This window comes from Actinoplanes sp. NPDC051475, assembly GCF_040689425.1.
GTDB lineage: Bacteria > Actinomycetota > Actinomycetes > Mycobacteriales > Micromonosporaceae > Actinoplanes.
The window spans coordinates 323,667-346,480 of sequence record NZ_JBFAZZ010000001.1 but is presented as its reverse complement, the minus strand read 5'-3'; the positions used below and the strand labels follow the sequence as shown (position 1 = coordinate 346,480).

The window sequence follows — 22,814 nt, the reverse complement described above, 5'->3', positions numbered from 1 at the left end:
CCCCGATGCAGATTCAGCCACGTCACCAGCTTGTCGACGTCTGGCGGTCGTTCGCCCGGCTGTCCTGTCCCGACGGCACCTGGCGATTCGGTGGCCGCGACGGCTCCAATTCGATCAGCGACGCTGAACAGCTGCTGTGCATCATGGGGCCCGCGACGGAGATCCCGATCTTCCGCCTGGACGACCCTGACGCGGCGAACAGGGACGTGCTCGAGGCGCTGCGGTCCCTCGGAGACGACATCCAGGTGCCGCAGCGGCTCATCGGGGCGCTGACGAGCTACATCGAGCGTTACACCTCGCCGGACGGCAGGCCGGTGTTCAGCGGGGGCACATACTTCCGGGCGGAGATCGAGGGCGAGGAGATCCAGCAGGAGCAGCACGACCTGGACATCGTGGACTCCTTCTCCATCTCCGTCACCCTCATGCTCGCCATCGTGGGTTTCACCCGGGTCTTCCGCCGGTTGGTGACCCGGCCCGCACTGCTCACCCAGGTCGACTCGCTGGAGACCATGGCGGGGCGCCGCCTCACCGCCGCCATGGTGGGCCTGCTCCGCAGCTTCGCCGTGAACGTCTTCCCCGCCGAGGCCGACTTCGGCCGCGAGCTGCTCCGGATGGTGAACCAGGAGCGCCGGCCGGTCCGGCAGGTCGTCGAGGAGCTCCGCGAGGCGCTCCGCGAGATCAACGCCCGGCTGCGCGACGACGTCACCGTCGGTTCCGGCGCCGCCGAGGCCGGCGAGCTCGACCTGCCCGACCGGCTCTTCGAGTGCGGCTGGAGCTGGGGCATCGTCGCGGACGCGCCGGAGATCGAGACAGCCGCCGACGTCGGCGTCCAGGGGCCCGGCGTCGCGCAGAACGCGCCGTACATGTATTTCACGACCGTGGCCCTGGACGCGATCCAGGCGTTGTCATCGGAGCGCACCCGGCTGCTCGGCCTGCTCGACGAGGCTCAGCTCAAGCTGGCCCAGTCGCTGCAGCTGCGGTTCGAGCTGACCCGGTCCTACTGGGCGACGATCGCCACGTTCGGCTCCGGGCGCTGGCCGCTCGAGGACCTGCCCTGGCGGACGACCGACGGCATCGAGTTCGACTACTTCAGCCTGCTGGTCAGCGGCATGGTGATGCAGAACATGGTGGCCGTACGAGCCACCGGCGCGGACCTCACCCGCGTGGCGAGCGTGCTGGAGCAGGTCGCGAACCGCAGCCGGATCACCCGCCGCTCGTCCGAACGCGAGCCGGCCCTCGACGTCCACCAGCCGGGCCTGCGGTTCCCGCTGCAGGGCAGCGAGGACGTCGGCGGCCCCCGGCTGGCCTGGACGGTCGCGGACATCTCCCCGCTGCTGCTCAAGCGCGCCCTGAACCTCACAGGACTGCTGTCGGAGGGTACGTCGCGCAGCCGGCTGCTCGACCTCTCCGACGAGGTCTGGAAGCACCTGCAGTCGCGGATCATCGAGGGCGGGCTGCCCGACGGGTTGTGGGACCAGCCTGCCGGCGCCTATCCGCAGTTGACCGTGACGTACGACGAGGTCTCGTGGTACTACACGAGGCGCGTCGTGGACTGTTTGGTCACCGCCGCCCGGGTCATCAACGAGCCGCCGGTGCGCAGCGACCTGCTCGCCCAGATCGCCGCCGGCCTGCTCGACGAGGCCGACCACCTCTACGACCGGGAGCGCCTCAACGGATCCGCCTCCAGCGGACAATCGCTGCGCGAGGAGCTCAACCAGATCGGGGTGGAGCTCGAGCGGGCCCGGACGGTGCGCCGGGAACGGCCCGGCGTCGCGGTGGCGGTGACCGAAGAGGTGCTGCGCAAGCTCGACCACCTCTCGGCGACGCGGCGGACCACCACCGGAACGAGCTGACCATGCTGCTCTTCGCTATCTCGGACGAGGACTGCCGCCACCTCGGCTTCGACTTCGGCAGTCCGGCGGCGGGCGCCACCTTCGGTCTCCCCGGAGCGCTCGCGGAACCGGCCGGACGCATCGTCGACGAGGACGCGGGGGTGGGGCTGTGACCGCCGCCGACGGCGTCTTCACCGAGGAGACCGCCGCGCCCGTCCTGCGGTCGGTGGCCCTGTCCCACCTGTCGATCGAGCTGGGCCACCTCTATATGGACGACTTCAAGGCGGGTCCGCAGCGGTTGCGGGAGCAGTTCGCCCGGGTCGCCCCCTGGGCCGGCGCAGCACGGCGGATCGCCGCCGACGAGCCGGCGGGACGAGTGCCGCGGGTCAGCACGTGCTTCCTGATCGACGACTACTTCACCCGGTTCGGCAGCCCGGACGAGGTGATCACCATGCTGGTGGCGGCCGCGGCGGAGGCCGGCCTGGAGATCGACTACGTGGCCCGGGAGTCGGGCTGCGCCCTCGCCGACGGCGTCGACCTGGCCCGGCTCGTCGAGCAGCACCTGGTCAGCGAGCCCTGGGAGGGCACCGACGGCTCCCGTCCCCCGCCGTCGGTGACCGGCTGGCTCACCAACGGGGAGCGGTCGCCGGAGCAGGAGCCCGACTTCGCGATGGCCGGCCGGCGCCCGTGGCAGCCGCCGCGCCAGAGCGCCGTGCAGAACCATTCCATCTTCCTGGACATCGAGCTCTGGAGCGGACCCGCCGACGACCGGCTCTGGTCCTGCCCGTTCCTCGCCGCGGTCTGGCAGGTCCAGCGCCTGGGCCTGCTGCGCCACCTGGGCGAGCCGGTCGCCGAGCCGCGCCCCCTGGCGCTCGACGACCTGCCGGCGACGTGGGACGGCCTGCCGCCGGTCGGGCAGCTGCGCCCGCAGGCCGCGCCGTTCCGCGCGTACCGGACGTTCTCCGTGCTCGGCAGCAGGTTCCTGCCGATCGAGCTGGCGGTCCGGACCATCCTGGGCCAGGTCGCGATCCCACCGGCGATCACCGACGGGATCCGGCGGCGGGCCGAAGGCGAGGGGCTGACCCTTCCGGAGGAGTTCGTCGACCGGATCCGCTACGCCTTCATCTGAGCGGCGGCACGTCCCGCTCGTCGGGTTCCCGGGCAACCTCCCAGAGCTCCCGGAAGAGCTGAGCGCACTCCTTGACCCGCGAATCGGTCAGCACGAGCCGGGTCTCCGAGGTCTGCGCGTGGCGGGGGTCCACCGTGGTCGGCGTCGTCTCGTACGCGAGGGTGTCGTCGAAGACTATGAGGTCGCGGACCTGCACCTGGAGCGGGGGCGGCACGTCGCCCCGGTCCAGCAGCCGCACCTCGATCTGCATCCGGCGCTGCTCGTAGCAGGCGCGCTGCAACCCCGGGTCGTCGGCCACGTCGGCGGAGTCCAGGACGAAGATGCGGCGTACGCGCCGGCCGTCGCGGGTGGCGCGACGCTGGGCGTCGAGGTAGCGCTGACCGATCTCGCTCTGCCACAGGTCGTGGTCCACGGCGGCCAGGCTGATCGCGTCGATGCTGGTGGTGGCGTTGCGGGTCAGGCCGAGCAGCCAGTCCCGGTCCTCGCCGTAGCACGTGACCGTGCCGCCCTCGGCCAGCTGTTTCAGGAAGTCCGAGGTCTCCTTGATCTTCGCCTGGACGAACCGGTAGACGATCGGCGGCGAGTTCGGCGAGATCTGGGTCGAGTTGCGGACCAGCTGGGTGACCAGGTCGGTCTGCAGCGCCGACGCCTCGATCAGCCCGAACAGCTCGGTCGCCTCGTTGATCTGCGAGAAGGCGTCCTCCACCAGCCGTTTCATGTCGGCCATCCCCTCGCTCTCCAGCGCCTCCACGGTGGCGAGCCGCTTCTTGGTCAGGGCCTTGCGGGTCGCGCTGGAGCTGTCGGTGGCCGCCCGTACCGCCCCGGACATCACCGCGCGCTCGCCGCTGCCAGGGCCGTCACCGCACCGACCGACAGCTGATCGCGGATGCGGTTCACCAACGTGGACCACTGCCGGCTGAAGCCGGGATGCCTCTCCAGAAGCGCCCACACCTCGCCGGCGAGGTCCGCACCGCGTGCATCGGGCATCCACACGTGCAGCAGGTAGTCGACGGCCGGGTGCAACCGGCTCAGCGCCTCCGCACGGTCCAGGGTGCCGATCGCTGCCTTGCGGACGATCTCGATCAGCGTGGTGAGCAGCCAGTCGTGCAACGCCACGTCCTCGCACACCGCCGCGACGGTCTCGGCGGAAGCCTCAGGAATGGAGAGCCGCAGCAGCCGCACGTCGTCACGGCACAGGCCGAACCGCACACCCACCGGGCCGGCGCCCGGCGTGGCGACCCATCGCAGCCGGGTACGGGCGCTGGGCAGCCGGGAACGACCCTGACGGCGGGAACGCTGGACACTGTCGACCGCCCGGCCCGCGATGCCGCCCAGATCGAGGGTGCCGGGAGCAGCACCCGGCGCGGCAAGGGCGTCGGCCACCTCCGGCCACCGGGGCCGGCCGAGGGTCTCGATGACGCCCGGGCAGGTGAGGTAGTACGACCAGGGCCGTCGTGCGCTCCCACTGCCGGGGACGAGCGTCGTACAGGCGGATCCTTGCACCACGTGCCCGCCGGTGATGGCCGATCGCCCGAGCACTGTGCCGACCCCACGGAGCCGGCGGCCCGTGCCCGGGGCGACGAGCTCACAGTCGACACCGACCGGGGCCGCCGGCGATCGGACGTACTCGATGGGGCGCTGGGAGACGAGCACCGCCTCACCGGCGACGAGCTCGGCCATCCTCCGGGCTTCTTCGAGGGTGGCCGGGTCCCGGCCGCGCAACAGCCCGGTGTGCACCTCGCCGACGATCAGCATGAGTCCCCCGTCCCTGAATCCCCCGTCCCCTGGGCGCGCCGGGGACGGCGCCCCAGCCGCAAGGGTCGGCGGTGAGCGTGGCTCCCCGGCGGCGCGGCATGAGCCGCGCATGCCGCCGGCCGTTCGATTGGATCGCATCGCCCGGAGGGATGGCAACGGCGCATTTTTCCGCAGTGACCCGCGGACCCCGTCATCTAGGCCCAGCGCACCTTGAGCGGCAGTCCGACGAATGCGGCGAACGGCTCCAGCGCCGCCTCCGCGCGGCCCCGGACGGCCCGGGCCAGCGGCGTCAGCGGGAACACGTCCACGGTGACGGCCGACTTGCCGAGGGTGCGCTTCCACGTCGCCACCGTGCGGCCGGAGGCGACCACAGTGGACTGGAAGACGCCGTTCCCGCCGGGCACGATCGCGTCGAGGTGCTCCTTGTCCACCATCATCGCGCGGTCCTTGTAGCCCAGCATGTACTCGTCGAAGCCCGGCAGCGCCGCCCAGTCGTCGAGGGTGGTGGGGGCCGGGTCCAGCACCGCCGGGTCCACCAGCATCTCGGTGCCGTCGACGCCGACCGTGGTCAGCGCACCGCCGGCCGCCGCGACCGCGACCTTGGTGTCGGTCATGGTGAGGCCGGTCCAGCGGGCGAAGTCCTGCCTGGTGGCCGGGCCGTGGCTGCGGAAGTAGCGCAGCGCGATGAGTCCCAGCGCCTCCTCGCGGGACGGGCGGCGCGGGTCCGGCACCCACTCGTCGAGCAGCACGAACGTCTGCTCCTTGCCGATGTGCGGGGCGATGCAGGTGACGCCGCGCTGGCTCGCGTACCAGAGCAGGTGGTAGCCCATCTGCCCGCTGAGCTCGACTCCCCCGGCAGCGAGCGCGGCCAGGCACCCGGCCCGGGTCAGGCGCTTGCCGCCGGCGAGGGCCTCGGCCAGGACCTCGACCCCGCGGTCCGCCGTCTGCTCGGACAGGCCGATCGTCTCGCGGCGTTTCGCGGCGCCGGCGAGGGCCCGGACCCCCATCAGTTCGAGCATCCAGTGGGCGTCGGCGGGCGGGACCAGGTGCACGGTGCCGCGCATCGGCCAGGTGCGGATCGCCTCGCGGCGCTCCAGGGCCGCCTCGACGTCGCCGACGGCCGAGCCGGGCAGGCGCACTCCGAGCGACCACAGGCCGCTGGCCATGTCCTGGGCCTGCATCGCGCCGAACCACTCCACGATCTCGGCGACGCTGCCGCACCGTTTCTCCGGGGTGAGCAGCAGGCTGCGCATGCGTACGGCGAGGGCTTCTTCGGTCGTCAGGTCCACGAGGAGCAGCGTAGGGCGACCCTCTGACAGAAAAGGGCCGCCCTACGAATGATCAGCGGCCGCGCTGGGCGCGGTAGCGGGCGATCAGGGTGTCGGTGGACGAGTCGTTCGCAGCCTCCGGGGCCGCCTCCTCGGTCAGCAGCGGGGCGAGCTGGCTGGCCATGACCTTGCCGAGCTCGACGCCCCACTGGTCGAAGGAGTTGATCTCCCAGATCGTGCCCTGGGTGAACGTGATGTGCTCGTACAGGGCGACGAGCTGGCCGAACGTCGACGGGGTCAGCTTCTCCGCCAGGATCGTCGTCGTCGGGTGGTTGCCGGGCATCACCTTGTGCGGCACGATCTCCGCCGCGACGCCCTCCGCCTCGATCTGCTCCGCCGTACGCCCGAAGGCCAGCGCGCCGGTCTGGGCGAAGAAGTTGCTCATGAACAGGTCATGCATCGAGCCGGTGTCGTGGTTGGGCACGCTGAAGCCGATGAAGTCCGCCGGGATCAGCTTCGTGCCCTGGTGGATCAGCTGGTAGAAGGCGTGCTGGCCGTTGGTGCCGGGCTCGCCCCAGAAGACCTCGCCGGTCTGGTAGCCGACCGTGGAGCCGTCGAGGCGCACGTGCTTGCCGTTGCTCTCCATGGTCAGCTGCTGCAGGTACGCCGCGAACCGGTGCAGATACTGCGAGTACGGCAGCACCGCATGCGACTGGGCACCGAGGAACGTGTCGTACCAGACGTTGAGCAAGCCCAGCAGCGCCGGCACGTTGCGCTCCAGCGGCGTGGTGAGGAAGTGCTGGTCGACGGCGTGGTAGCCAGCCAGCATCTCGCCGAACTGCTCCTTGCCGATGGCGATCATGACCGACAGGCCGACCGCGGACGGCAGCGAGTAGCGCCCGCCGACCCAGTCCCAGAAACCGAACATGTTCTCGGTGTCGATGCCGAAGTCGGCGACCCGTTGCGCGTTGGTGCTCACCGCGACGAAGTGCTTGGCCACCGCCGCCTGGTCGCCGCCCAGCCCGGCCAGCAGCCAGTTGCGGGCCTCGGTCGCGTTGGTCAGCGTCTCCTGCGTGCCGAAGGTCTTGGACACGACGACGAACAGCGTGCTGGCCGGGTCGAGGTCACGCGTCTTCTCGTGCAGATCGGTCGGGTCGATGTTCGAGACGAAACGGCATTCGATCGCCGGATCCGCGTACGCCTTGAGCGCCTCGTACGCCATCACCGGGCCGAGGTCCGAGCCGCCGATGCCGATGTTGACGACCGTGCGGATGCGCTCGCCCGTCGCGCCCTTCCACTCGCCGGAGCGGACCTTGTCGGTGAACGCGCCCATCCGGTCGAGGACCTGGTGCACGTCCCGGACCACGTCCTGGCCGTCGACGACGAGAGAGGCGTCGCGCGGCAGCCGCAGGGCGGTGTGCAGGACGGCCCGGTCCTCGGTGAGGTTGATGTGCTCGCCGGCGAACATCGCCGCGGTGCGTTCCCGCAACTTCGCCCGTTCGGCGAGCGCGACGAGCGCGGCGACGACCTCGTCGGTCACCAGGTTCTTGCTGTAGTCGACGTACAGGTCCGCGACCTGGGCGGTGAGCCGCTCACCGCGCCGCGGGTCGCTGTCGAACAGCTCACGCAGGTGCACGCTCGCGAACTTCTCGGCGTGGCCCTGCACAGCCTGCCATTCGGCGCTGTCGGAAACGTGTTCGCTCATCTGCTCTTGACTCCCGCCTGAACCGAACTATCGGTGTCATCGTGGCACGGATCGCCGCGACCCGCCGTGAATCGCCGGGCGCGAAACCGGTCACAGGGAGGATGGACCTATGCGCGCATTCGTCGTCACGGGGCCCGGCGCGGCCGGGGTCCAGCAGGTGGCAGAGCCGGTCGCCGGGCGGGGCGAGGTGATCGTGACCGTCGAGCGGGCCGGGGTGTGCGGCACCGACGCCGAGTTCTACTCGGGGCACATGACGTACCTGCACACCGGGCAGGCGGCGTACCCGGTGCGGATCGGGCACGAGTGGTGCGGCACGGTGACCGCCACCGGGCCGGGTGTCGACCGCGGATGGCTGGGGCGGCGGGTCACCGGCGACACCATGCTCGGCTGCGGCCACTGCCGGCGGTGCCGCGGCCGGCGCCAGCATCTGTGCGCCGACAGGTACGAGATCGGCATCCGCAACGGCTGGCCGGGGGCGCTGGCGGAGCGGTTGCCCGTACCCGTCAAAGCGCTCGTGCCGTTGCCGGACGCGATGGATCCGACGCTGGGTGCGCTCGTGGAGCCGGGCGCCAACGCGCTGCGGGCCGTACGCGCGGCGGCGCTGTCCCCCGGCGAGCGCGTCCTGGTCGCGGGGCCGGGGACGATCGGCTTGCTGACCGCCCTGATCGCCGCCGCCCAGGGCGCCGAGGTGCACGTGCTCGGCGAGACCACGGACTTCGCCCGCGAGATCGGGATCGAGCACGCGTGGACCGCCGAGGACCTGCCGGACGTGCGCTGGGACGCCGTGGTCGACGCCTCCACCGGCGCCGGGATCCCGGCGCGGGCGGTGCAGCTCGTGGAGCCCGGTGGGCGGGTGGTGTTCATCGGCCTTGCCGCGCAGGCCAGCATGCTGGACACGCGGGAGCTGGTACTCAAGGACGTGACCGCGGTGGGGGTGCTCAGCGGCTCGGGGGCGCTGACGGGCACCGTGGACCTGTACGCCTCCGGAGCCGTCGACCCGCGCCCGCTGGTGGCGGCCACCGTCGGCCTCGACGACGCCGATGCGGTGCTGGCGGGCAAGCGCCCGCCGGCATGGGGCACCGCCCCGAAGGTCCACATCGACCCGGTCCCGATCTTTTCCGGACGGTTCCCCTCTTGAGAAGCATCGGGCGAATGGGCGGTCCGGGATGCGGCTCCGAGCAGGTGCCGCAGACGAACGTGGAGTCCGGGAGCATGGCCGCCGAGCCTAGCCGAGGGCGGCCGCGGCAGAGCGGCCCGCGGTGCGCCCGCTGAAGAGGCACCCGCCGAGGAACGTGCCCTCCAACGAGTTGTAGCCGTGCATGCCGCCGCCTCCGAAGCCCGCCGCCTCGCCCGCCGCGTACACGCCCGGCAGCGGGCTGCCGTCCGCGCGCAGGACCCTGGCGTCGAGGTCCGTGTGCAGACCGCCGAGGGATTTGCGGGTGAGGATGTGCAGGCGGACCGCGATCAGCGGGCCCGCTGCCGGGTCGAGCAGGCGGTGCGGGGTGGCGACCCGGACGAGGCGGTCGCCACGGTAGCGGCGGGCGCCGTGGATGGCGGTGATCTGGGCGTCCTTCGCGAACGGGTTCTCGATCTCGCGGTCGCGGGCTTCGACGGTACGGCGTACGGCCTCGAGGTCGAGCTGCGGGCCGCCGGTCGTCGCCGCCAGCTTGTTCATGCCCTCGACCAGGGCGGGCAGGTCGGGGGCGACGACGAAGTCCTCGCCGTGCCGTTTGAAGGCCTCGACCGGTGCCGGGGCGCCGGGGCGGACGCGGCCGAGCACCTGGCGCACGCTTCGGCCGGTCAGGTCGGGGTTCTGTTCCGAGCCGGAAAGGGCGAACTCCTTCTCGATGATCTTCTGGGTGAGGATGAACCAGCTGTGGTCGTGGCCGGTCGCCCGCAGGTGCTTCAGCGTGCCGAGGGTGTCGAAGCCCGGGTACAGCGGTGCGGGCAGGCGCTGACCGGTCGCGTCCAGCCACAGCGACGACGGACCGGGCAGGATGCGGATGCCGTGGCCCGGCCAGATCGGGTCCCAGTTCTGCAGGCCCTCGGTGTAGTGCCACATCCGGTCGGGGTTGATGATCTGCCCGCCGGCGGCCTCGGTGATAGCCAGCATCCGGCCGTCGACGTGGGCCGGCACGCCGGAGACCATCCGGTGCGGCGGGGTGCCGAGCCGCGCCGGCCAGGCTTTGCGGACGAGGTCGTGGTCGCCGCCGATGCCGCCCGAGGTGACGATCACCGCCTGGGCGGCGTACACGAAATCGGCGATCTCGGTCCGGGAGCTGGAGACGCCGCGGGCGACGGAGCTCGGCTCCAGGATGTGCCCGCGTACGCCGGTGACCGCCCCTGCGGTGGTGACCAGGGCGTCGACGCGGTGCCGGAAGCCGAACGTGACCAGGCCGCGGGCGGCGGCGGCGCGTACTCGTCGCTCGAAGGGCTCGACCACCCCCGGCCCGGTGCCCCAGGTGATGTGGAACCGCGGCACCGAGTTGCCGTGGCCGTCGGCGGCGCCGCCGCCGCGCTCCGCCCAGCCCACCACCGGGAACGAGCGGTGGCCCATGGCGCGCAGCCAGGACCGCTTCTCACCGGCGGCGAAGTGGACGTACGCCCGCGCCCAACGCCGCGGCCAGTCGTCCTCCGGCCGGTCGAAGGCGGCGCTGCCCTGCCAGTCCTGCCAGGCGAGCTCCTCCGAGTCGCGGACGCCCATGCGCCGCTGCTCGGGCGTGCCGACCATGAAGAGGCCGCCGAACGACCAGAACGCCTGGCCGCCGAGGCTCTGCTCGGGTTCCTGGTCCAGCAGCAGCACACGGCGTCCGGCGTCCGCCAGCTCGGCGGTGGCGACGAGCCCGGCCAGGCCGGCGCCGATCACGATCACATCCGCATCCATGCTCCCCACGGTAGGAACCTTGCTGCCAAAATGATGCTTCCGCGGCGCACAGATTCGAGGCCGCTTTATCACCGAGGTGACAAATGTTCGCCGAGATCGAGCCGCGCGTCGCCGAGCTGCCCACCGCCGTGGGTGAGCGGTTACGGGCGCTGCGACCCGTGCTCCGGGACCGCGTGCTCGGCACTGTGCGCTCGGTGATGAGCGCGCAGGGCCGTTCGCTCACCGGTGGGCAGGGCCGGGGGCTGACCCTCGGGGTCGAGACCGCGGTCGACGCCTTCGTCGAGGCCGTGGCATCGCCCGCCCACGACCTCGCGGCCAGCCGGGCGGTCTTCGCCGAGCTGGGGCGTACGGAGTTCCGCGAGGGTCACCGGGTGGACGCGCTGCGCGCGGTGCTCACGGTCGGCGGCCGGGACCTGTGGGCCTTCCTCGTCGCCCAGGACCTGCCGCCGGACGCCCTCTACGTGCTCGCCTCCGCGCTGTTCGGGTTCCTCGACACGCTGGCCGGGGCGGCCGCCGAGGGTTATCTCCACGAGCAGGAGGCGAACGCCCGCGACTGGGACACCGTGCGCCGCCGGCTCATCACCCTGCTGGTGCAGCCGGACCCGCCGGGCGAGGCGACGCTGCAGGGGGCCGCGGACGCCGCGCGCTGGCCACTGCCGGCGACCGTCGCGGTGGTGAGCATCGACAGTACGGACGGCGAGCGCCTGGCGCGGATAGCGGGCAACGGCACGATCGCCACCGTCATCGACGACGCCACCCGCATGGTCGTGCCCTCGCCCGCGACGCCCGGGCGGCTCGCCCACGTGACGGCGGTCCTGGCCGGGCGGCGTGCGGCTCTGGGCCCGGCGGTGCCCCTGGCGTCGGCGCGGGTGTCGTACCGGCTGTCCCGGCGGGCGCTGCGGCTGCTGCCCGGCGACGGGCTGGTGCACTGCGACGACGTCCTGCTCGAACTGCTGACCGGCTGGGAGCCGGGCCTGATGGACCGCTTCGCGGCGCGGGAGCTCGCCGGGGCGGCGGGGCTGCGGGAACCGGAGCTGGCGACGCTGCACGCCTGGCTCCGGGAGCAGGGGCAGGTCGTCGCGGCAGCGGCGGCGCTGCACGCGCACCCGCAGACGGTCCGCTACCGGATGCGCAAGATCCGCGAGGTGTTCGGCGCGGCCCTGGACGACCCGGACGCCCGGCTGCGGCTGGAGCTCGCGCTCCGGCACCGGCTCGCGGCCGGTCAGTTCACCTTCGCCGAGAACCCTTCCAGCAGGACGCGGCCGGCCTCGTCCGCCGGCAGCGGACGCGACAGATAGAACCCCTGGGCGTAGTCGCACCGCAGGTCCTGCAGTATCGAGAGTTGTGCGGCGTCCTCGATGCCCTCGGCGACCGTGGTCATGCCGAGGCTCTGCCCGAGCCGCACGATCGTCCGTACCAGCGCCTCGTCCTCGCTGTCGCCGCCGAGCCGCTCGACGAACGAGCGGTCGATCTTGAGCGTGTCCATCGGGAAGCGGCGCAGGTACGCCAGCGACGAGTACCCCGTACCGAAGTCGTCCATGGCCAGGGTGACCCCGAGGTCCTTCAGGCGGCGCAGCTGGGCGAGGTTCTCGTCGGTGTCGGTGAGCAGCACGCTCTCGGTCATCTCGAGGCACAGCTGACCGACCGGCATGCCGGTCTCGGCGACGACCTCGCCCACGGTCGCCGCGAGGTCGCCGTGCTCGAACTGCCGGACCGAGACGTTGACCGCCATCTTGAGCTCCCGGGTCGTTCCCGCCCCCCAGGCGACGGCTTGGCGGCACGCCTCGCGCAGGACCCAGCGGCCCAGCGGCACGATGAGCCCGGTCGCCTCGGCGGCGCCGATGAACTCGAGCGGCGGGATCATGCCCCGGACCGGGTGGTGCCAGCGGACCAGCGCCTCGAAGCCGGTGATCTCGCCGGTCCGCAGGTCGACGGTGGGCTGGTAGTGCAGCACGAGCTCGTCACGGGCCAGCGCGGCGCGCAGATCCGCCTCCAGCTCCAGGCGCTGGACCAGGCCGGACAGCATGGCCGGGTCGTACGCGGCCATGCCGTTCCCGCCGCCGGACTTCGCCCTGTACATGGCCAGGTCGGCGTTGCGCTGCAGCTGCTCCACGTCCTCGGCGTCGGCCGCGCACGCCAGGCCGATGCTCGCCGCGACGGGCAACTCCCGCTCGCCGACGAGGAACGGCGCCTCGAGCGCGGCGGCGATGCGCCCGGCGACCGACTCGGCGTCGGCGCGGGCGGCGACGGACTCGACGATCACGCCGAACTCGTCGCCGCCGAAACGTGCCACCGTGTCGCCCTCGCGGACCGCCGCCGACAGCCGCTCGGCGACCTGGCACAGCAGCAGGTCGCCGGCCGCGTGGCCGAGGCTGTCGTTGACCTCCTGGAAGTCGTCGAGGTCGAGGAACAGGATCGCGACGTCGTCCGTACCCGCTGCCCGGGCGACGGCTTCGACCAGCCGCTCCCGGAACAGCGCGCGGCTGGGCAGCCCGGTGAGCGCGTCGTGGTACGCCTCGTGCACCAGCCGCTCCTGCAGCTCCTTGGCGTCGTGCACGTCCCGGGTGTTGAGCACCAGGCCGCCCACGGCGGGGACGCCGAGCAGGTTGGTGATGGTCATCTCGGCCAGCCGGACCCGGCCGTCCTGGTGGCGCATCGGCACCTCGAGGACCGTGACGGTCTCCGGACCCGCCACGACTGCCTCGATGGCGGCGGCGATGCGCGACCCGGACCGCCGCCCGGCGATCTCCACCAGCCGGCGGCCGAGCAGCAGGCCGGCGGGCCAGCCGAAGATGCGCTCGATGGAATCGCTCTGGTAGCGGACGGTCGAGTCGGCCTCGATGACGGCGACCGACTCGGAGCTCTGCTGCACCAGCGCCCGGAACCGCAGCTCGCTGGCCTGCAGCTCGGCGGTGCGCGCGGCCACCCGGTCCTCCAGATGGCGGGTCAGGTGCCGGTTCTCCAGCAGGGTGAGCAGCTGCCGGGCGACGATCAGCAGGATCAGGACGGCCCGGCAGCCCGCGTGGAAGCCGTCCGTGCGGCCGGTGACCGCAGAGAAGAGGACGCTGCAGACGACGGCGAGCAGGATCGGCGCGTACGGGACGAGCAGGGCGAACGTTCGCGGCTCGGCGGGGCCGTCGGCGACGGCAGCCTGCTTCGCCGGGTACCGGGCCGCGAGCAGCACGAGCGCGAACGCGACGAACCAGCCGGCGTCCAGCAACCCACCGGAACTGTACGAGTCGTGCAGGGAGAGGAACGCGTACGCGCTGTCGGAGACGCCGAGCACCACCATGGCGACGGCGACGAGCGTCAGCGCTCCGGCGTGCGGATCGTCGCGACGCAGGACCGCGAGCACGTGCAGCACGGCGGTGACGAGGAGCACGCCGCTGACGGGATACCCGAGGGCGACCGCGCGGCTCACCACGGTGCCGCCCTCGGCCAGCAGGGGGTCGAGCACGAGGAGCCAGCTGATCAGCAGCAGGGAGCAAGCGATCATCGCCGCGTCGGCGAGGGCGCGGAGCCGCTGCGGCGCCGACCGCCGGGGCATCGGCACCAGCAGCAGACCGAGGGTGGCGAGGGGCACCATGCCGAGGTAGCCGGCGTCGGGCAGGCTCGGGAACGGGACCTCCCGGCCGGCGATGGACTCGATGCCGGCCCAGGCGGCCTCGCCGCAGGCGTAGACGAAGGCGCCGGCCGTGAAGAGCGCCCATACCGTACGGTCACGGCCGCGGCAGGCGCGGGCGCGGGCCAGGCAGGCGATCCCGGCGGCGACCGTGATCGCGACGGTGCCACCACCCGAGACGGCCCGGGTCACGGACGCGCCGCCCCAGCCGGTGAGCATGCAGGCCACAAACCCGGCGACGAGGGCGGCGACGAGCACGGTGAATGCTCGCCGGCCGTACGCCGGTCCGTCTAGCCTTTCTGGCACGCCCTGAAATCGGGCGTCCGGCGGCGCACTTGAGAGAATCCGGCCCGCGGGTCCACGACAAGGAGGAACGGCGCCGATGAGCACCCGACCGCTGCGCGCCGACGCCCGGCGCAATCGCGACCGGCTGCTCGAGGTGGCGGTGCGGGCGTTCTCCACCGACGGGGCGGACGTGCCGCTCGAGACCATCGCCCGTACAGCCGGCGTCGGGATCGGCACCCTCTACCGGCACTTCCCCACCCGGGAGGCGCTCGTGGAGGCGGCGTACCGCAACGAGCTCGACCGGCTCTGCGCCTGGGCGCCGCGGCTGCTGCGTACCCATGAACCGGTCGCGGCGCTGCGCGCCTGGATGGACCGCTTCGTCGACTACATGACCACCAAGCGCGGCATGGCCGACGCGCTGCGCATGGTCATCGCCTCCGGCGGCGACCCGTACGCCCACAGCCGAGACCTGCTCGTGACCGCCCTGACGCCCCTGCTGGAGGCCGGCGTACGCGCGGGCACGCTGCGCGACGACGTCCCGGTGCTGGACGTGCTGACCGGCCTCAGCGGGGTCACGCTGGCCGCGGGCGAGCCGGATCGGCGGGACCAGGCCGGGCGCCTGCTCGACCTGCTGATGGACGGGCTGCAGAACCGGCGCTGACGGTCCCGGACAGGTCCGGGCAGTCCGATCTCGACGGTAACCGGATCGATCGGTCCGCGGTCGGACCGTTCGGCCGACTTGTTCGCCGTCGGCCGGGAGTAGCGTCACTCACGGTCGTGTTGGACGCAACGCGATGTCGACTCCGGTACCGGTCGCACACCATCCCATGCACGCGAAGGGATCATCGTGTCGACTGCTAGAGCACTATCCGGCTGCGCGCTGGCCACCGCCCTGCTCATACCGGCCGCGCCCGCCCTGGCCGCGGACGGCGTGACCCCGCCGACCGTCACGGTGTCGCTCAAGCCCGGTGAACACCACACCGTCACCAAGACCGTCACGACGCCGCGCATCCTGCCCCGGCCCGACGTCTACTTCCTCGCCGACACCACCGGAAGCATGACGCCGGTGCTCGCCGACGTGAAAGCCAACGCCGGGGCCATCCTCACGACCGTCGACGCGGGCGCCACCGACCCGCGCTACGGTGCCGGGCAGTACAAGGACTTTCCCAGCAGCGCGTTCGCGTACCGCAACGACGCCTCCATCCCGGCGGCCGACGACAACGGTGCGGCCGCTCAGGCCGCTATCGGCGCCTGGTCGGCGACCGGCGGGAACGACGCCCCCGAGGCCAATCTGTTCGCCCTGCACAAGCTCGTGACGGCGGCCGGCTTCCGCAGTACGTCGAGCCGGATCGTCGTCTGGTTCGGCGACGCGCCCGGCCACGACCCGGTCTGCTCGGCGATCTCCGGCGAGCCCACCGTCACCGAGGCCTCCGTGACGGCCGAGCTGGTCGCTGCCAAGATCAAGGTAATTGCGGTCTCCACCACGACCGGGGTCCCCAACGGCCTCAACGGCGATCCGACCGCGGGCGCCACCGACTACGGCGTCTGCGGCAACCCGGGCGGCGCGGCCGGGCAGGCCAACCGCATCGCCGCCGCCACCCAGGGCAGGTCGTTCACCGACGTCCCGCCGTCCGATGTCTCCGACGCCATCCTCGCCGGCCTGACCAGCCTGCCGGTGACCGTCACCCCGGTGGCCACCTGCCAGCCCGGCCTGACGGCCACATTCGACGCTCCCAGCAGGACGGTGACCAGCGGCAGCACGGTGACCTTCGTGGAGACGCTCACCCTCGGCGCGGGCGTGACCAGCGAGACCCCGCTGAAGTGCACCGTCACTTTCCTCCTCAACGGACAGTCCGGCGGACCCGCGTTCGTCGAGGAGAACACGGTCAATCCGATCATCAACCACCCGCCGGTGTGCACCCGGGTCACGGCCGATCCCGGTGAACTGTGGCCCCCGAACCACAAGTTCGTCACGGTCCGGCTGTCCGGCGCCACCGACCCCGACGGCGACCCCACGACCCTGACGATCACCACGGTGACCCAGGACGAGGCTCTGGACGGTACGGGCGACGGCGACACCGCGCCCGACGCCGCCCGGGTGACCGGCTCGCCGGATCAGGTCAAGCTCCGCTCCGAGCGCAGCGGCAACGGTGACGGCCGGGTCTACCGGGTCTCCTTCACCGTCAGCGACGGCAAGGGCGGCAGCTGCTCCGGCACGGTGTACGTCGGCGTGCCGCACGACCAGGGCCACGGCCCGGCGGTCGACACGACCTCGGTCGTCGTGAACTCGTTCGGTAGCTGACCGGTTCACATCCCCGGTGGTGGGCCCGGCCCACCACCGGGTGGTCGGCCTAGAGCCGGAAGCGGTCGACGATGCGGTTGAGGTCGGTGGACATCTGCGCGAGTCGCGCGGCGGCCTGGTCGGCCTCGCCGACGCCGACGGTGGTCAGCCGCACGGATGCGGCGACGTCGGTGATGGTGGAGGCGACCTCCCCGCCCGCCGCGGCGGCCTCGGTGACGTTACGGCTCATCTCGTTGGTGGTGACGGTCTGCTCCTCGACCGCCGAGGCGATCGTGGTCTGGAAGTCGCTGATCCGGGCGATGATCTCGCTGATCTCCCCGATCGCGGCGACCGCGCCGGTGGTGTCGGACTGGATCGCCGCGACCCGCCGGCCGATGTCCTCGGTCGCCTTGGCCGTCTCCTGCGCCAGATCCTTGACCTCCGAGGCGACTACGGCGAAACCTTTGCCCGCCTCTCCCGCACGGGCCGCCTCGATGGTGGCGTTGAGCGCCAGCAGGTTCGTCTGCTCCGCGATCGCCGTGATCACCTTGATCACGTTACCGATCTCGGCCGACGACTCGCCCAGCTTGGCCATCACGTCGGTGGTGTTCGCCGCGACTGCCACCGCCCGTGACGCCACACCGGCGCCCTGCGTCGCGCTCTCGCTGATCTCCCGGATCGAGGCGCCCATCTCCTCCGCACCGGCCGCCACGGTCTGGATCGTCGAGGACATCACCGCCGCGGACTGCGCCACACTGGCCGCCTGCCGCGCTCCAGCCTCGGCGCTGGACGCGCTCTGCCGGCTGGTCGCGGTCAACGAGGTCGCCGCGCCGGCCAGCTCCGTCGAGTGCCCGGCCAGATCGCTGACCGTCTGACGCAACGTCGTGGAGGCCCGCCGCAGGGCGGTGGCCATCTGACCCAGCTCGTCACGCTGATCGACGACGGCGTCGTGGGTGAGGTCACCGTCGGCGACCGCGTCGAGCACCGACGAGACCTTGCGCAGCGGGTTGACGATCATGCGGGCCACCACCAGCGCCAGAACCACCGCCGGCGCGACCGCGATCACGAACGCCGTCAGCACCACCAGGCGGATTTCGCGCACGGTGGCGTCGAAGTCCTTGCCTTCGATCAATACCTTGTCCGCGCGGGCGATCTCGTCACCGATCAGCGTCTCGTAGCTTTTACGCAGGTCCCTGTTCGCCCCAAGCGAGACGTCGATCGCGGCCTGCCGGTCGGTGCCGTACGTGGTGAACTCGGTGTTCAGCGCGGCGAACCACGCATCGGTCGCCGTTTTGATCTTGTCGATGGTGCCCTGCTCGGCCGGGATGGCCAACGCCCGGGCCGCGGCCAGATTCTTGTCCACGGTTGCCTTGCGGCCCAGCGCCTCGTCGCGGAACTTGGTCTCCCCGGCGATGAGAAAGCCCCGCTCGTCGTTCGCGGCCGCCTTGAGCGCCAGCGCGGCACTGTTCAGGCTGGTCAAGTACGGCACGGCACGGCGCAGCTCGTCCGAACGGGTGCCCTGGAGGCTGCTCAGCCCCGTCAGGCTCAACACCCCGGTCACGACCATCCCCATGACCGCCACCGCGACCACTGTAAGGATCTTCGTCGTGACCCCACGGTCCCGCACCCAGCGCAAAGCGCCCACGTCGACTCCGTCCCTGACCACCTGAAAAGACGCGGCGTAACGCCCCGCTGCACCACCGTTCGACGGCAATGCCCGTGAGCCTGACGTAGTTCACCGAACGTTCACCAGATCGTCGAGTGATGGCCGCGCCATGCCCGTCGCGCCCCACACCCAAGGCTGCTCATGACTTGTTCACCGCGCCGAGCGGTGGTGAAGCGGTACTGAGTCAAAACCCACGGTAACGGTCAGCGGGCCCCTCCGTGGCGAGACGGGCAACCCGTCATCCGCCGCGGCACAGCGAGGAGAGCTTCCGGAACGCTCGCGGAAACGGCACGAGCCGCCCGGCAGGCCCGCCGGGCGGCTCGTGAGTCCGAAGAGGGTCAGGAAAGCTTCACGTTGAAGATCTTGTCCGCGGCCAGGGCGCGGAACGCCGCGAGGTTGGCCTTGGTGCTGTTGATGCTGATGTCGCGGTCGCCCTGGTCGTCGTGGGCGGTGTCGAAGTAGACGATGGCCTTGATGTTGGGGCGCTTGGCGAGTTCGGGCAGGACGCTGTTGAAGCCGTCGGTCTTGTCGGTGACCTTGCCGACGCGGTGGTAGACGCCCCACTCGGCGACCATCAGCGGCTTGGTGGGGTGCTGGCGGGTGGCCCAGTCGTAGAAGGTCGGACCGTTCGCGGCCTTACGGTCGAGCAGGTCGGCGAACATGCCGTAGTGGTAGTAGTTCTTCTCGGCGCTGACGTAGGAGTCCAGGCCCATCCAGTCGACGACGTCGTCACCGGGGTACAGGTCGGCCCACCAGGACTGGGCCATCCACTTCTCGTTACCCATGTAGGCCATCACGTTGATCGCGTTGGTGACGCCTTGGGCGCGCAGCCGGGTCACGGTGTGGCGGTACATCGCGGCGAAGTCCTTGGCCTGCCAGCCGGAGCCGGGCTTGGCGATGACGTCGTTCTCCGGCTCGTGGTTGAGGACCAGGAAGAACTTCTCGTTGAACGAGGTCTTGAGGCGGGCGGCGAAGCGGTCGATACGGGCGTCCTGCTCACCCTTGGCGACCTTGGCCCAGGTGGAGCCGTAGGCGATCTTCCAGTTCATCAGCAGCACCCGCGGGTGGGCGGCGTCGCGGGCCATGGCCATTTCCGACGTGGTCGGGAACGGCTCATCACCCTTGTGGTAGGTGTGGAAGATGTTCGCGGTGCGGCCGCTGAGCTTCTCCCAGTCCTTGAGCGCGGCGTCACGCGGCGCGTCGGTGAAACCACCCGCGGCGGCGCCCCACAGCACACCACACGACGGCACAAGCAGCTCGCCGGTCACGCAGTCGCCGTTCGCGGGGGCGGCGGGCGGCGGCATGTCCTCGTCCTCGATCGGGGTGGCCGGCGGGGTGGTCGGCGCGGCGGTGGTCGGCGCGGGCTGGGCCGGCGTCGTCGGCGCCGGCTCGGCCGGGGTCGTGGGCGCGGGCTGGGCGGGCGTGGTTGGCGCCGGCGGGGCGGGGATGGCGGGCGCGGGCTGGGTCGGGGTGGCGGGCGCCGGCTTCGCGGGGGTGGCGGCGGCGGTGGAGACGATCAGCACGGGGCCGCCGGAGTTCTCCGCCGAGCGCAGCCGGGTCACGGCGGTAGTCGAGGACGACCGGAGCGCGAAGGTGTACGCGCCGGGGCGGGTGACGGCCTTGCTCAGATTGAAGGTCACCTCGGCGGCATCGGGCGCCGGGGTGGCCGAGCCGACGGCGGCGCCGAGCGCGGGGGCGTTGGCCGAGGTGAGCGAGCGCTCCGACCAGGCGGTGCCGGCGACCTTGCTGAGCGTGAGCCGGCCGGCCACGGCGCCGACGGCGGTCAGCCGCAGCCGGGCCGCGGTGACCTTGACGCCGGCCGGCACCTGGAAGCGCAGGAACGCGGTCTTGGCGTCGCCTTGCAGGCGGCCGACGGCGAGCTTGTCCTCGGCGCCGAAGCCGGCGTTCTTGCGGACGCTCGAGACGTACGCGTCGTCGGTCGCGGCCAGCTTCAGCTCGACGCCGGCCGGAGCGGCACCGGCCGGAGCGGCGGCGGCCGGAGCGGCGGCGGCCGGAGCGGCGCCCGCCGTCACGGATCCGGCACCGGCGGCCAGGGCGGCCAGGGCCGTCACGGACTTCGTCAGCTTCGAACGACGCACTTGTCATCTCCCCCGCGTTGTCCGGCCGCATATCGGCCGGGCATGGGAAGAGATTCCGGGGCGTACGGTGCGCGCGAAGTGCCCGTCACGGTGCGGGCCGGTTGCGAACCGCCCGAACGGCGAGACTTGAGGATTTCGGGGTCCGAGCCGGGGCGCGCACGGGCGCGTACGGCCATATGCTCGCCGCGATGATCGACCGAGAAGGGGACCCCTGGTGACCGACGTCGGCGCCGTCCTGGCGGCCATGCCCGTGATCGACGGGCACAACGATCTGCCGATGGCGCTGCGGGCCCGCGCCGGCTACCGGGTCGAGGGGCTGGCCGCGGACCGGCGGGAGTTCCACACCGACATCGCCCGCCTGCGGGCCGGCGGCGTCGGCGGGCAGTTCTGGTCGGTCTACGTGCCCTCGGACCTGCCCGAGCCGGCGGCCGTGGTCGCCACGATGGAACAGGTCGACGCGGTGTACCGGCTGGTCGCCGCCTACCCGGGGGATCTTGCGATCGCGTACACGGCGGCGGACGTCACCGCGGCGATCCGGGCCGGGAGGATCGCGTCGCTGATCGGCATCGAGGGCGGGCACAGCCTGGCGTCGTCCCTCGGCGTGCTGCGTGCCTTCGCGCGGCTCGGGGTCCGGTACGTGACGCTGACCCACAACCACCACACGCCCTGGGCCGACTCGGCCGCCGACGAGGCCCGGTACGGGGGGCTGACCGACGAGGGCCGCGCGGTCGTGGCGGAGATGCAGCGCATCGGCGTCCTCGTGGACCTGTCCCACGTGGCGACGGCCACCATGCACACGGCACTCGACGCGGCGACCGCCCCGGTGATCTTCAGCCACTCGTCGGCGCGGGCGGTCACGGATCACCGCCGCAACGCGCCCGACGACGTCCTCGCCCGGCTGCGCGGCAACGGCGGCGTCTGCATGGTGACGTTCGTGCCGCCCTTCGTGTCGGCCGAGGTCGCCGCCTGGACCGAGGCGGCCGGACAGGAGTGGGCGCGCCTGGGGCTGCCCGAGGACCTGGACGCGTGGCCCCGGGCACCCCGGCCGGGCGAGGAGATCGCGGCGCGGCCCGTACCGGAGCAGGGACCCGGCGGTGACCACCCGCCGGCCGCCTTCTTGCCCTGGCTGGCCGCCCATCCACGCCCGGAGGCGACCCTGGGCCAGGTGGCCGATCATGTCGACCACGTCCGTGAGACCGCGGGCGTCGACCACGTGGGGCTCGGCGGCGACTACGACGGCTGCGACCGCCTGCCCCCGGGCCTCGATGACGTGTCCGGCTATCCGCGCCTGCTCACCGAGCTCGCGGACCGCGGGTGGACGCGGGCCGATCTGGAGAAGCTGACCGGCCGCAATGTGCTGCGCGTGCTGCGCGAGGCGGAGGAGCAGGCCACCGAGGCGATGTGGCCGTCTACGACTTTGGGCCGAGACCGGGCGTAGATGATCTCCGTCCGCAGCCGGATACCCCCGCCCGCGTCCGGCGGCGAGGCTGCAGCGCATCATGCGAAATCGACGGAGTCTCCTACGGGGCGCGCTGCTGACGGCGGCCGGGCTGGGGCTCGGCGCGGCCGGCGCCGACCGGCTCCCGCACTGGTGCGGATGGGACCAGCCGCCGCTGGGTGGCGGCTACGCCCCCGCGGCAGACCGGCTCGCCGCCGTGCGCCGGCCCGAGGTGCGGGTCCGCTACTACGTGCAGACCGACGAACCGGTCGTGGCCTTCACCTTCGACGACGGCCCCGGGCCCCGGTGGACGCCGATGGTGCTCGACGCTCTGGACGCGGCGCGGATCCCGGCCACGTTCTTCATGGTGGGGCGCAACCTCGAGACCCATGCCGATCTCGTACGCCGGAGGCTGGGCGCCCACGAGATCGGCAACCACTCGTGGTCGCACCCCGACCTCGCCACGCTGGACCTCGCGGCGACGACCGACGAGCTCAGCCGTACCCACGACGTGATCACGAAGGTGACCGGACGGGCGCCGACGCTGATGCGGCCGCCCTTCGGCCACCTGGGCGGCTCCACCCTGCTCGCCGCCGACTCGATGGGCTACGACCTCGTGCTGTGGTCGGACCAGATGCACGAGCGCGACTACGAGGACGACCCCGCCGGCCAGGTACGCGCGATCGTGGAATCCGTCCGCCCCGGCTCGATCATCCTGGCGCACGACGTGGGCGCCGAGCGCCGCCTGGTCGTGCTGCGCCACCTCGGGGAGATGTTCGACGGCCTGAAGAAGCGGGGCTTCCGCTTCGCCACCGTGACCGAACTGGCCGCCCTCGGCACCCGCGCCTGA

Annotated in this window: 17 protein-coding genes; 9 read left to right on the top strand and 8 right to left on the bottom strand. The window is 72.2% G+C overall.

Annotated elements, in window-relative coordinates; translation table 11 throughout:
• Positions 1 to 5: 5 nt before the first annotated feature.
• The 3 genes from AB0368_RS01560 to AB0368_RS01550 are packed head-to-tail and all read left to right on the top strand — an operon-like array spanning position 6 to position 2,961.
• The gene (locus AB0368_RS01560; protein WP_366151792.1) at positions 6 to 1,853 is read left to right on the top strand and encodes an SCO2524 family protein; all 1,848 of its coding nucleotides are present in this window, start codon (positions 6 to 8) and stop codon (positions 1,851 to 1,853) included.
• 2 nt (positions 1,854 to 1,855) lie between these two features.
• Entirely contained in the window at positions 1,856 to 2,005 is a 150-nt protein-coding gene (locus tag AB0368_RS01555; protein WP_366151791.1) for a hypothetical protein, read from the top strand.
• Positions 2,002 to 2,961: an SCO2522 family protein gene (locus AB0368_RS01550; RefSeq protein ID WP_366151790.1), complete on the top strand. Its 960-nt coding sequence runs from the start codon at positions 2,002 to 2,004 to the stop codon at positions 2,959 to 2,961. The genes AB0368_RS01555 and AB0368_RS01550 overlap by 4 nt, the downstream gene beginning before the upstream one ends.
• On the opposite strand, the gene AB0368_RS01545 is transcribed toward AB0368_RS01550, so the two are convergent.
• The 4 genes from AB0368_RS01545 to pgi all read right to left on the bottom strand — a co-directional run bounded on the left by AB0368_RS01545 (position 2,954) and on the right by pgi (position 7,689).
• The gene (locus AB0368_RS01545) at positions 2,954 to 3,790 is read right to left on the bottom strand and encodes a DUF6879 family protein (protein WP_366151789.1); all 837 of its coding nucleotides are present in this window, start codon (positions 3,788 to 3,790) and stop codon (positions 2,954 to 2,956) included. The two genes, AB0368_RS01550 and AB0368_RS01545, sit on opposite strands and share 8 nt — an antisense overlap.
• Positions 3,790 to 4,716 (bottom strand): SCO2521 family protein, encoded by a 927-nt coding sequence (locus tag AB0368_RS01540; RefSeq protein ID WP_366151788.1) that lies wholly within the window; start codon positions 4,714 to 4,716, stop codon positions 3,790 to 3,792. The genes AB0368_RS01545 and AB0368_RS01540 overlap by 1 nt, the downstream gene beginning before the upstream one ends.
• Before the next feature lie 194 nt (positions 4,717 to 4,910).
• On the bottom strand, positions 4,911 to 6,005 hold the full coding sequence (locus AB0368_RS01535; RefSeq protein ID WP_366151787.1) for a winged helix DNA-binding domain-containing protein: 1,095 nt from the start codon (positions 6,003 to 6,005) through the stop codon (positions 4,911 to 4,913).
• Between the two features lie 52 nt (positions 6,006 to 6,057).
• Positions 6,058 to 7,689 carry a glucose-6-phosphate isomerase gene (gene pgi / locus AB0368_RS01530; RefSeq protein WP_366151786.1) on the bottom strand — a complete coding sequence of 544 codons (1,632 nt, stop codon included), beginning with the start codon at positions 7,687 to 7,689 and terminating at the stop codon, positions 6,058 to 6,060.
• 109 nt (positions 7,690 to 7,798) lie between these two features.
• Between pgi and AB0368_RS01525 the strand changes: the two genes are divergently transcribed.
• Entirely contained in the window at positions 7,799 to 8,827 is a 1,029-nt protein-coding gene (locus AB0368_RS01525) for an alcohol dehydrogenase catalytic domain-containing protein (protein ID WP_366151785.1), read from the top strand.
• A gap of 87 nt (positions 8,828 to 8,914) precedes the next feature.
• On the opposite strand, the gene AB0368_RS01520 is transcribed toward AB0368_RS01525, so the two are convergent.
• Positions 8,915 to 10,573, bottom strand: a complete 1,659-nt coding sequence (locus tag AB0368_RS01520; protein ID WP_366151784.1) for an FAD-binding dehydrogenase — start codon at positions 10,571 to 10,573, stop codon at positions 8,915 to 8,917.
• Between the two features lie 83 nt (positions 10,574 to 10,656).
• Here AB0368_RS01520 and AB0368_RS01515 point away from each other — a divergent pair, with 83 nt between their 5' ends.
• Positions 10,657 to 11,871: a helix-turn-helix domain-containing protein gene (locus tag AB0368_RS01515; RefSeq protein ID WP_366151783.1), complete on the top strand. Its 1,215-nt coding sequence runs from the start codon at positions 10,657 to 10,659 to the stop codon at positions 11,869 to 11,871.
• Here the strand turns inward: AB0368_RS01515 and AB0368_RS01510 are convergent.
• A complete protein-coding gene (locus AB0368_RS01510; RefSeq protein ID WP_366151782.1) occupies positions 11,796 to 14,501 on the bottom strand; it encodes an EAL domain-containing protein in 2,706 nt (901 codons plus the stop codon). The two genes, AB0368_RS01515 and AB0368_RS01510, sit on opposite strands and share 76 nt — an antisense overlap.
• A 76-nt stretch (positions 14,502 to 14,577) precedes the next feature.
• Here AB0368_RS01510 and AB0368_RS01505 point away from each other — a divergent pair, with 76 nt between their 5' ends.
• Together AB0368_RS01505 and AB0368_RS01500 are read left to right on the top strand one after the other, a co-directional pair.
• Entirely contained in the window at positions 14,578 to 15,141 is a 564-nt protein-coding gene (locus AB0368_RS01505) for a helix-turn-helix domain-containing protein (RefSeq protein WP_366151781.1), read from the top strand.
• A gap of 186 nt (positions 15,142 to 15,327) precedes the next feature.
• The gene (locus tag AB0368_RS01500; RefSeq protein ID WP_366151780.1) at positions 15,328 to 16,782 is read left to right on the top strand and encodes a vWA domain-containing protein; all 1,455 of its coding nucleotides are present in this window, start codon (positions 15,328 to 15,330) and stop codon (positions 16,780 to 16,782) included.
• Between the two features lie 49 nt (positions 16,783 to 16,831).
• Here AB0368_RS01500 and AB0368_RS01495 read toward each other — a convergent pair whose 3' ends face one another.
• Together AB0368_RS01495 and AB0368_RS01490 are read right to left on the bottom strand one after the other, a co-directional pair.
• Entirely contained in the window at positions 16,832 to 18,475 is a 1,644-nt protein-coding gene (locus AB0368_RS01495; protein ID WP_366151779.1) for a methyl-accepting chemotaxis protein, read from the bottom strand.
• A 290-nt stretch (positions 18,476 to 18,765) separates the two neighbouring features.
• Positions 18,766 to 20,526 carry a DNRLRE domain-containing protein gene (locus AB0368_RS01490; RefSeq protein WP_366151778.1) on the bottom strand — a complete coding sequence of 587 codons (1,761 nt, stop codon included), beginning with the start codon at positions 20,524 to 20,526 and terminating at the stop codon, positions 18,766 to 18,768.
• Positions 20,527 to 20,740: 214 nt separating this feature from the next.
• On the opposite strand from AB0368_RS01490, the gene AB0368_RS01485 reads away from it, so the two are divergent.
• Both AB0368_RS01485 and AB0368_RS01480 read left to right on the top strand, forming a co-directional pair.
• Complete coding sequence (locus AB0368_RS01485; protein WP_366151777.1) at positions 20,741 to 21,964, top strand: dipeptidase; 1,224 nt, start codon at positions 20,741 to 20,743, stop codon at positions 21,962 to 21,964.
• A 61-nt stretch (positions 21,965 to 22,025) separates the two neighbouring features.
• Complete coding sequence (locus AB0368_RS01480; RefSeq protein ID WP_366151776.1) at positions 22,026 to 22,814, top strand: polysaccharide deacetylase family protein; 789 nt, start codon at positions 22,026 to 22,028, stop codon at positions 22,812 to 22,814.

Bases quoted from the DNA above. Each gene is read 5' to 3' on its own strand.
- AB0368_RS01560 (WP_366151792.1), top strand. From the start codon at position 6: ATGCAGATTCAGCCACGTCACCAGCTTGTCGACGTCTGGCGGTCGTTC.
- AB0368_RS01555 (WP_366151791.1), top strand. From the start codon at position 1,856: ATGCTGCTCTTCGCTATCTCGGACGAGGACTGCCGCCACCTCGGCTTC.
- AB0368_RS01545 (WP_366151789.1), bottom strand. From the start codon at position 3,790: ATGTCCGGGGCGGTACGGGCGGCCACCGACAGCTCCAGCGCGACCCGC.
- AB0368_RS01540 (WP_366151788.1), bottom strand. From the start codon at position 4,716: ATGCTGATCGTCGGCGAGGTGCACACCGGGCTGTTGCGCGGCCGGGAC.
- pgi (WP_366151786.1), bottom strand. From the start codon at position 7,689: ATGAGCGAACACGTTTCCGACAGCGCCGAATGGCAGGCTGTGCAGGGC.
- AB0368_RS01525 (WP_366151785.1), top strand. From the start codon at position 7,799: ATGCGCGCATTCGTCGTCACGGGGCCCGGCGCGGCCGGGGTCCAGCAG.
- AB0368_RS01520 (WP_366151784.1), bottom strand. From the start codon at position 10,573: ATGGATGCGGATGTGATCGTGATCGGCGCCGGCCTGGCCGGGCTCGTC.
- AB0368_RS01515 (WP_366151783.1), top strand. From the start codon at position 10,657: ATGTTCGCCGAGATCGAGCCGCGCGTCGCCGAGCTGCCCACCGCCGTG.
- AB0368_RS01505 (WP_366151781.1), top strand. From the start codon at position 14,578: ATGAGCACCCGACCGCTGCGCGCCGACGCCCGGCGCAATCGCGACCGG.
- AB0368_RS01480 (WP_366151776.1), top strand. From the start codon at position 22,026: ATGCGAAATCGACGGAGTCTCCTACGGGGCGCGCTGCTGACGGCGGCC.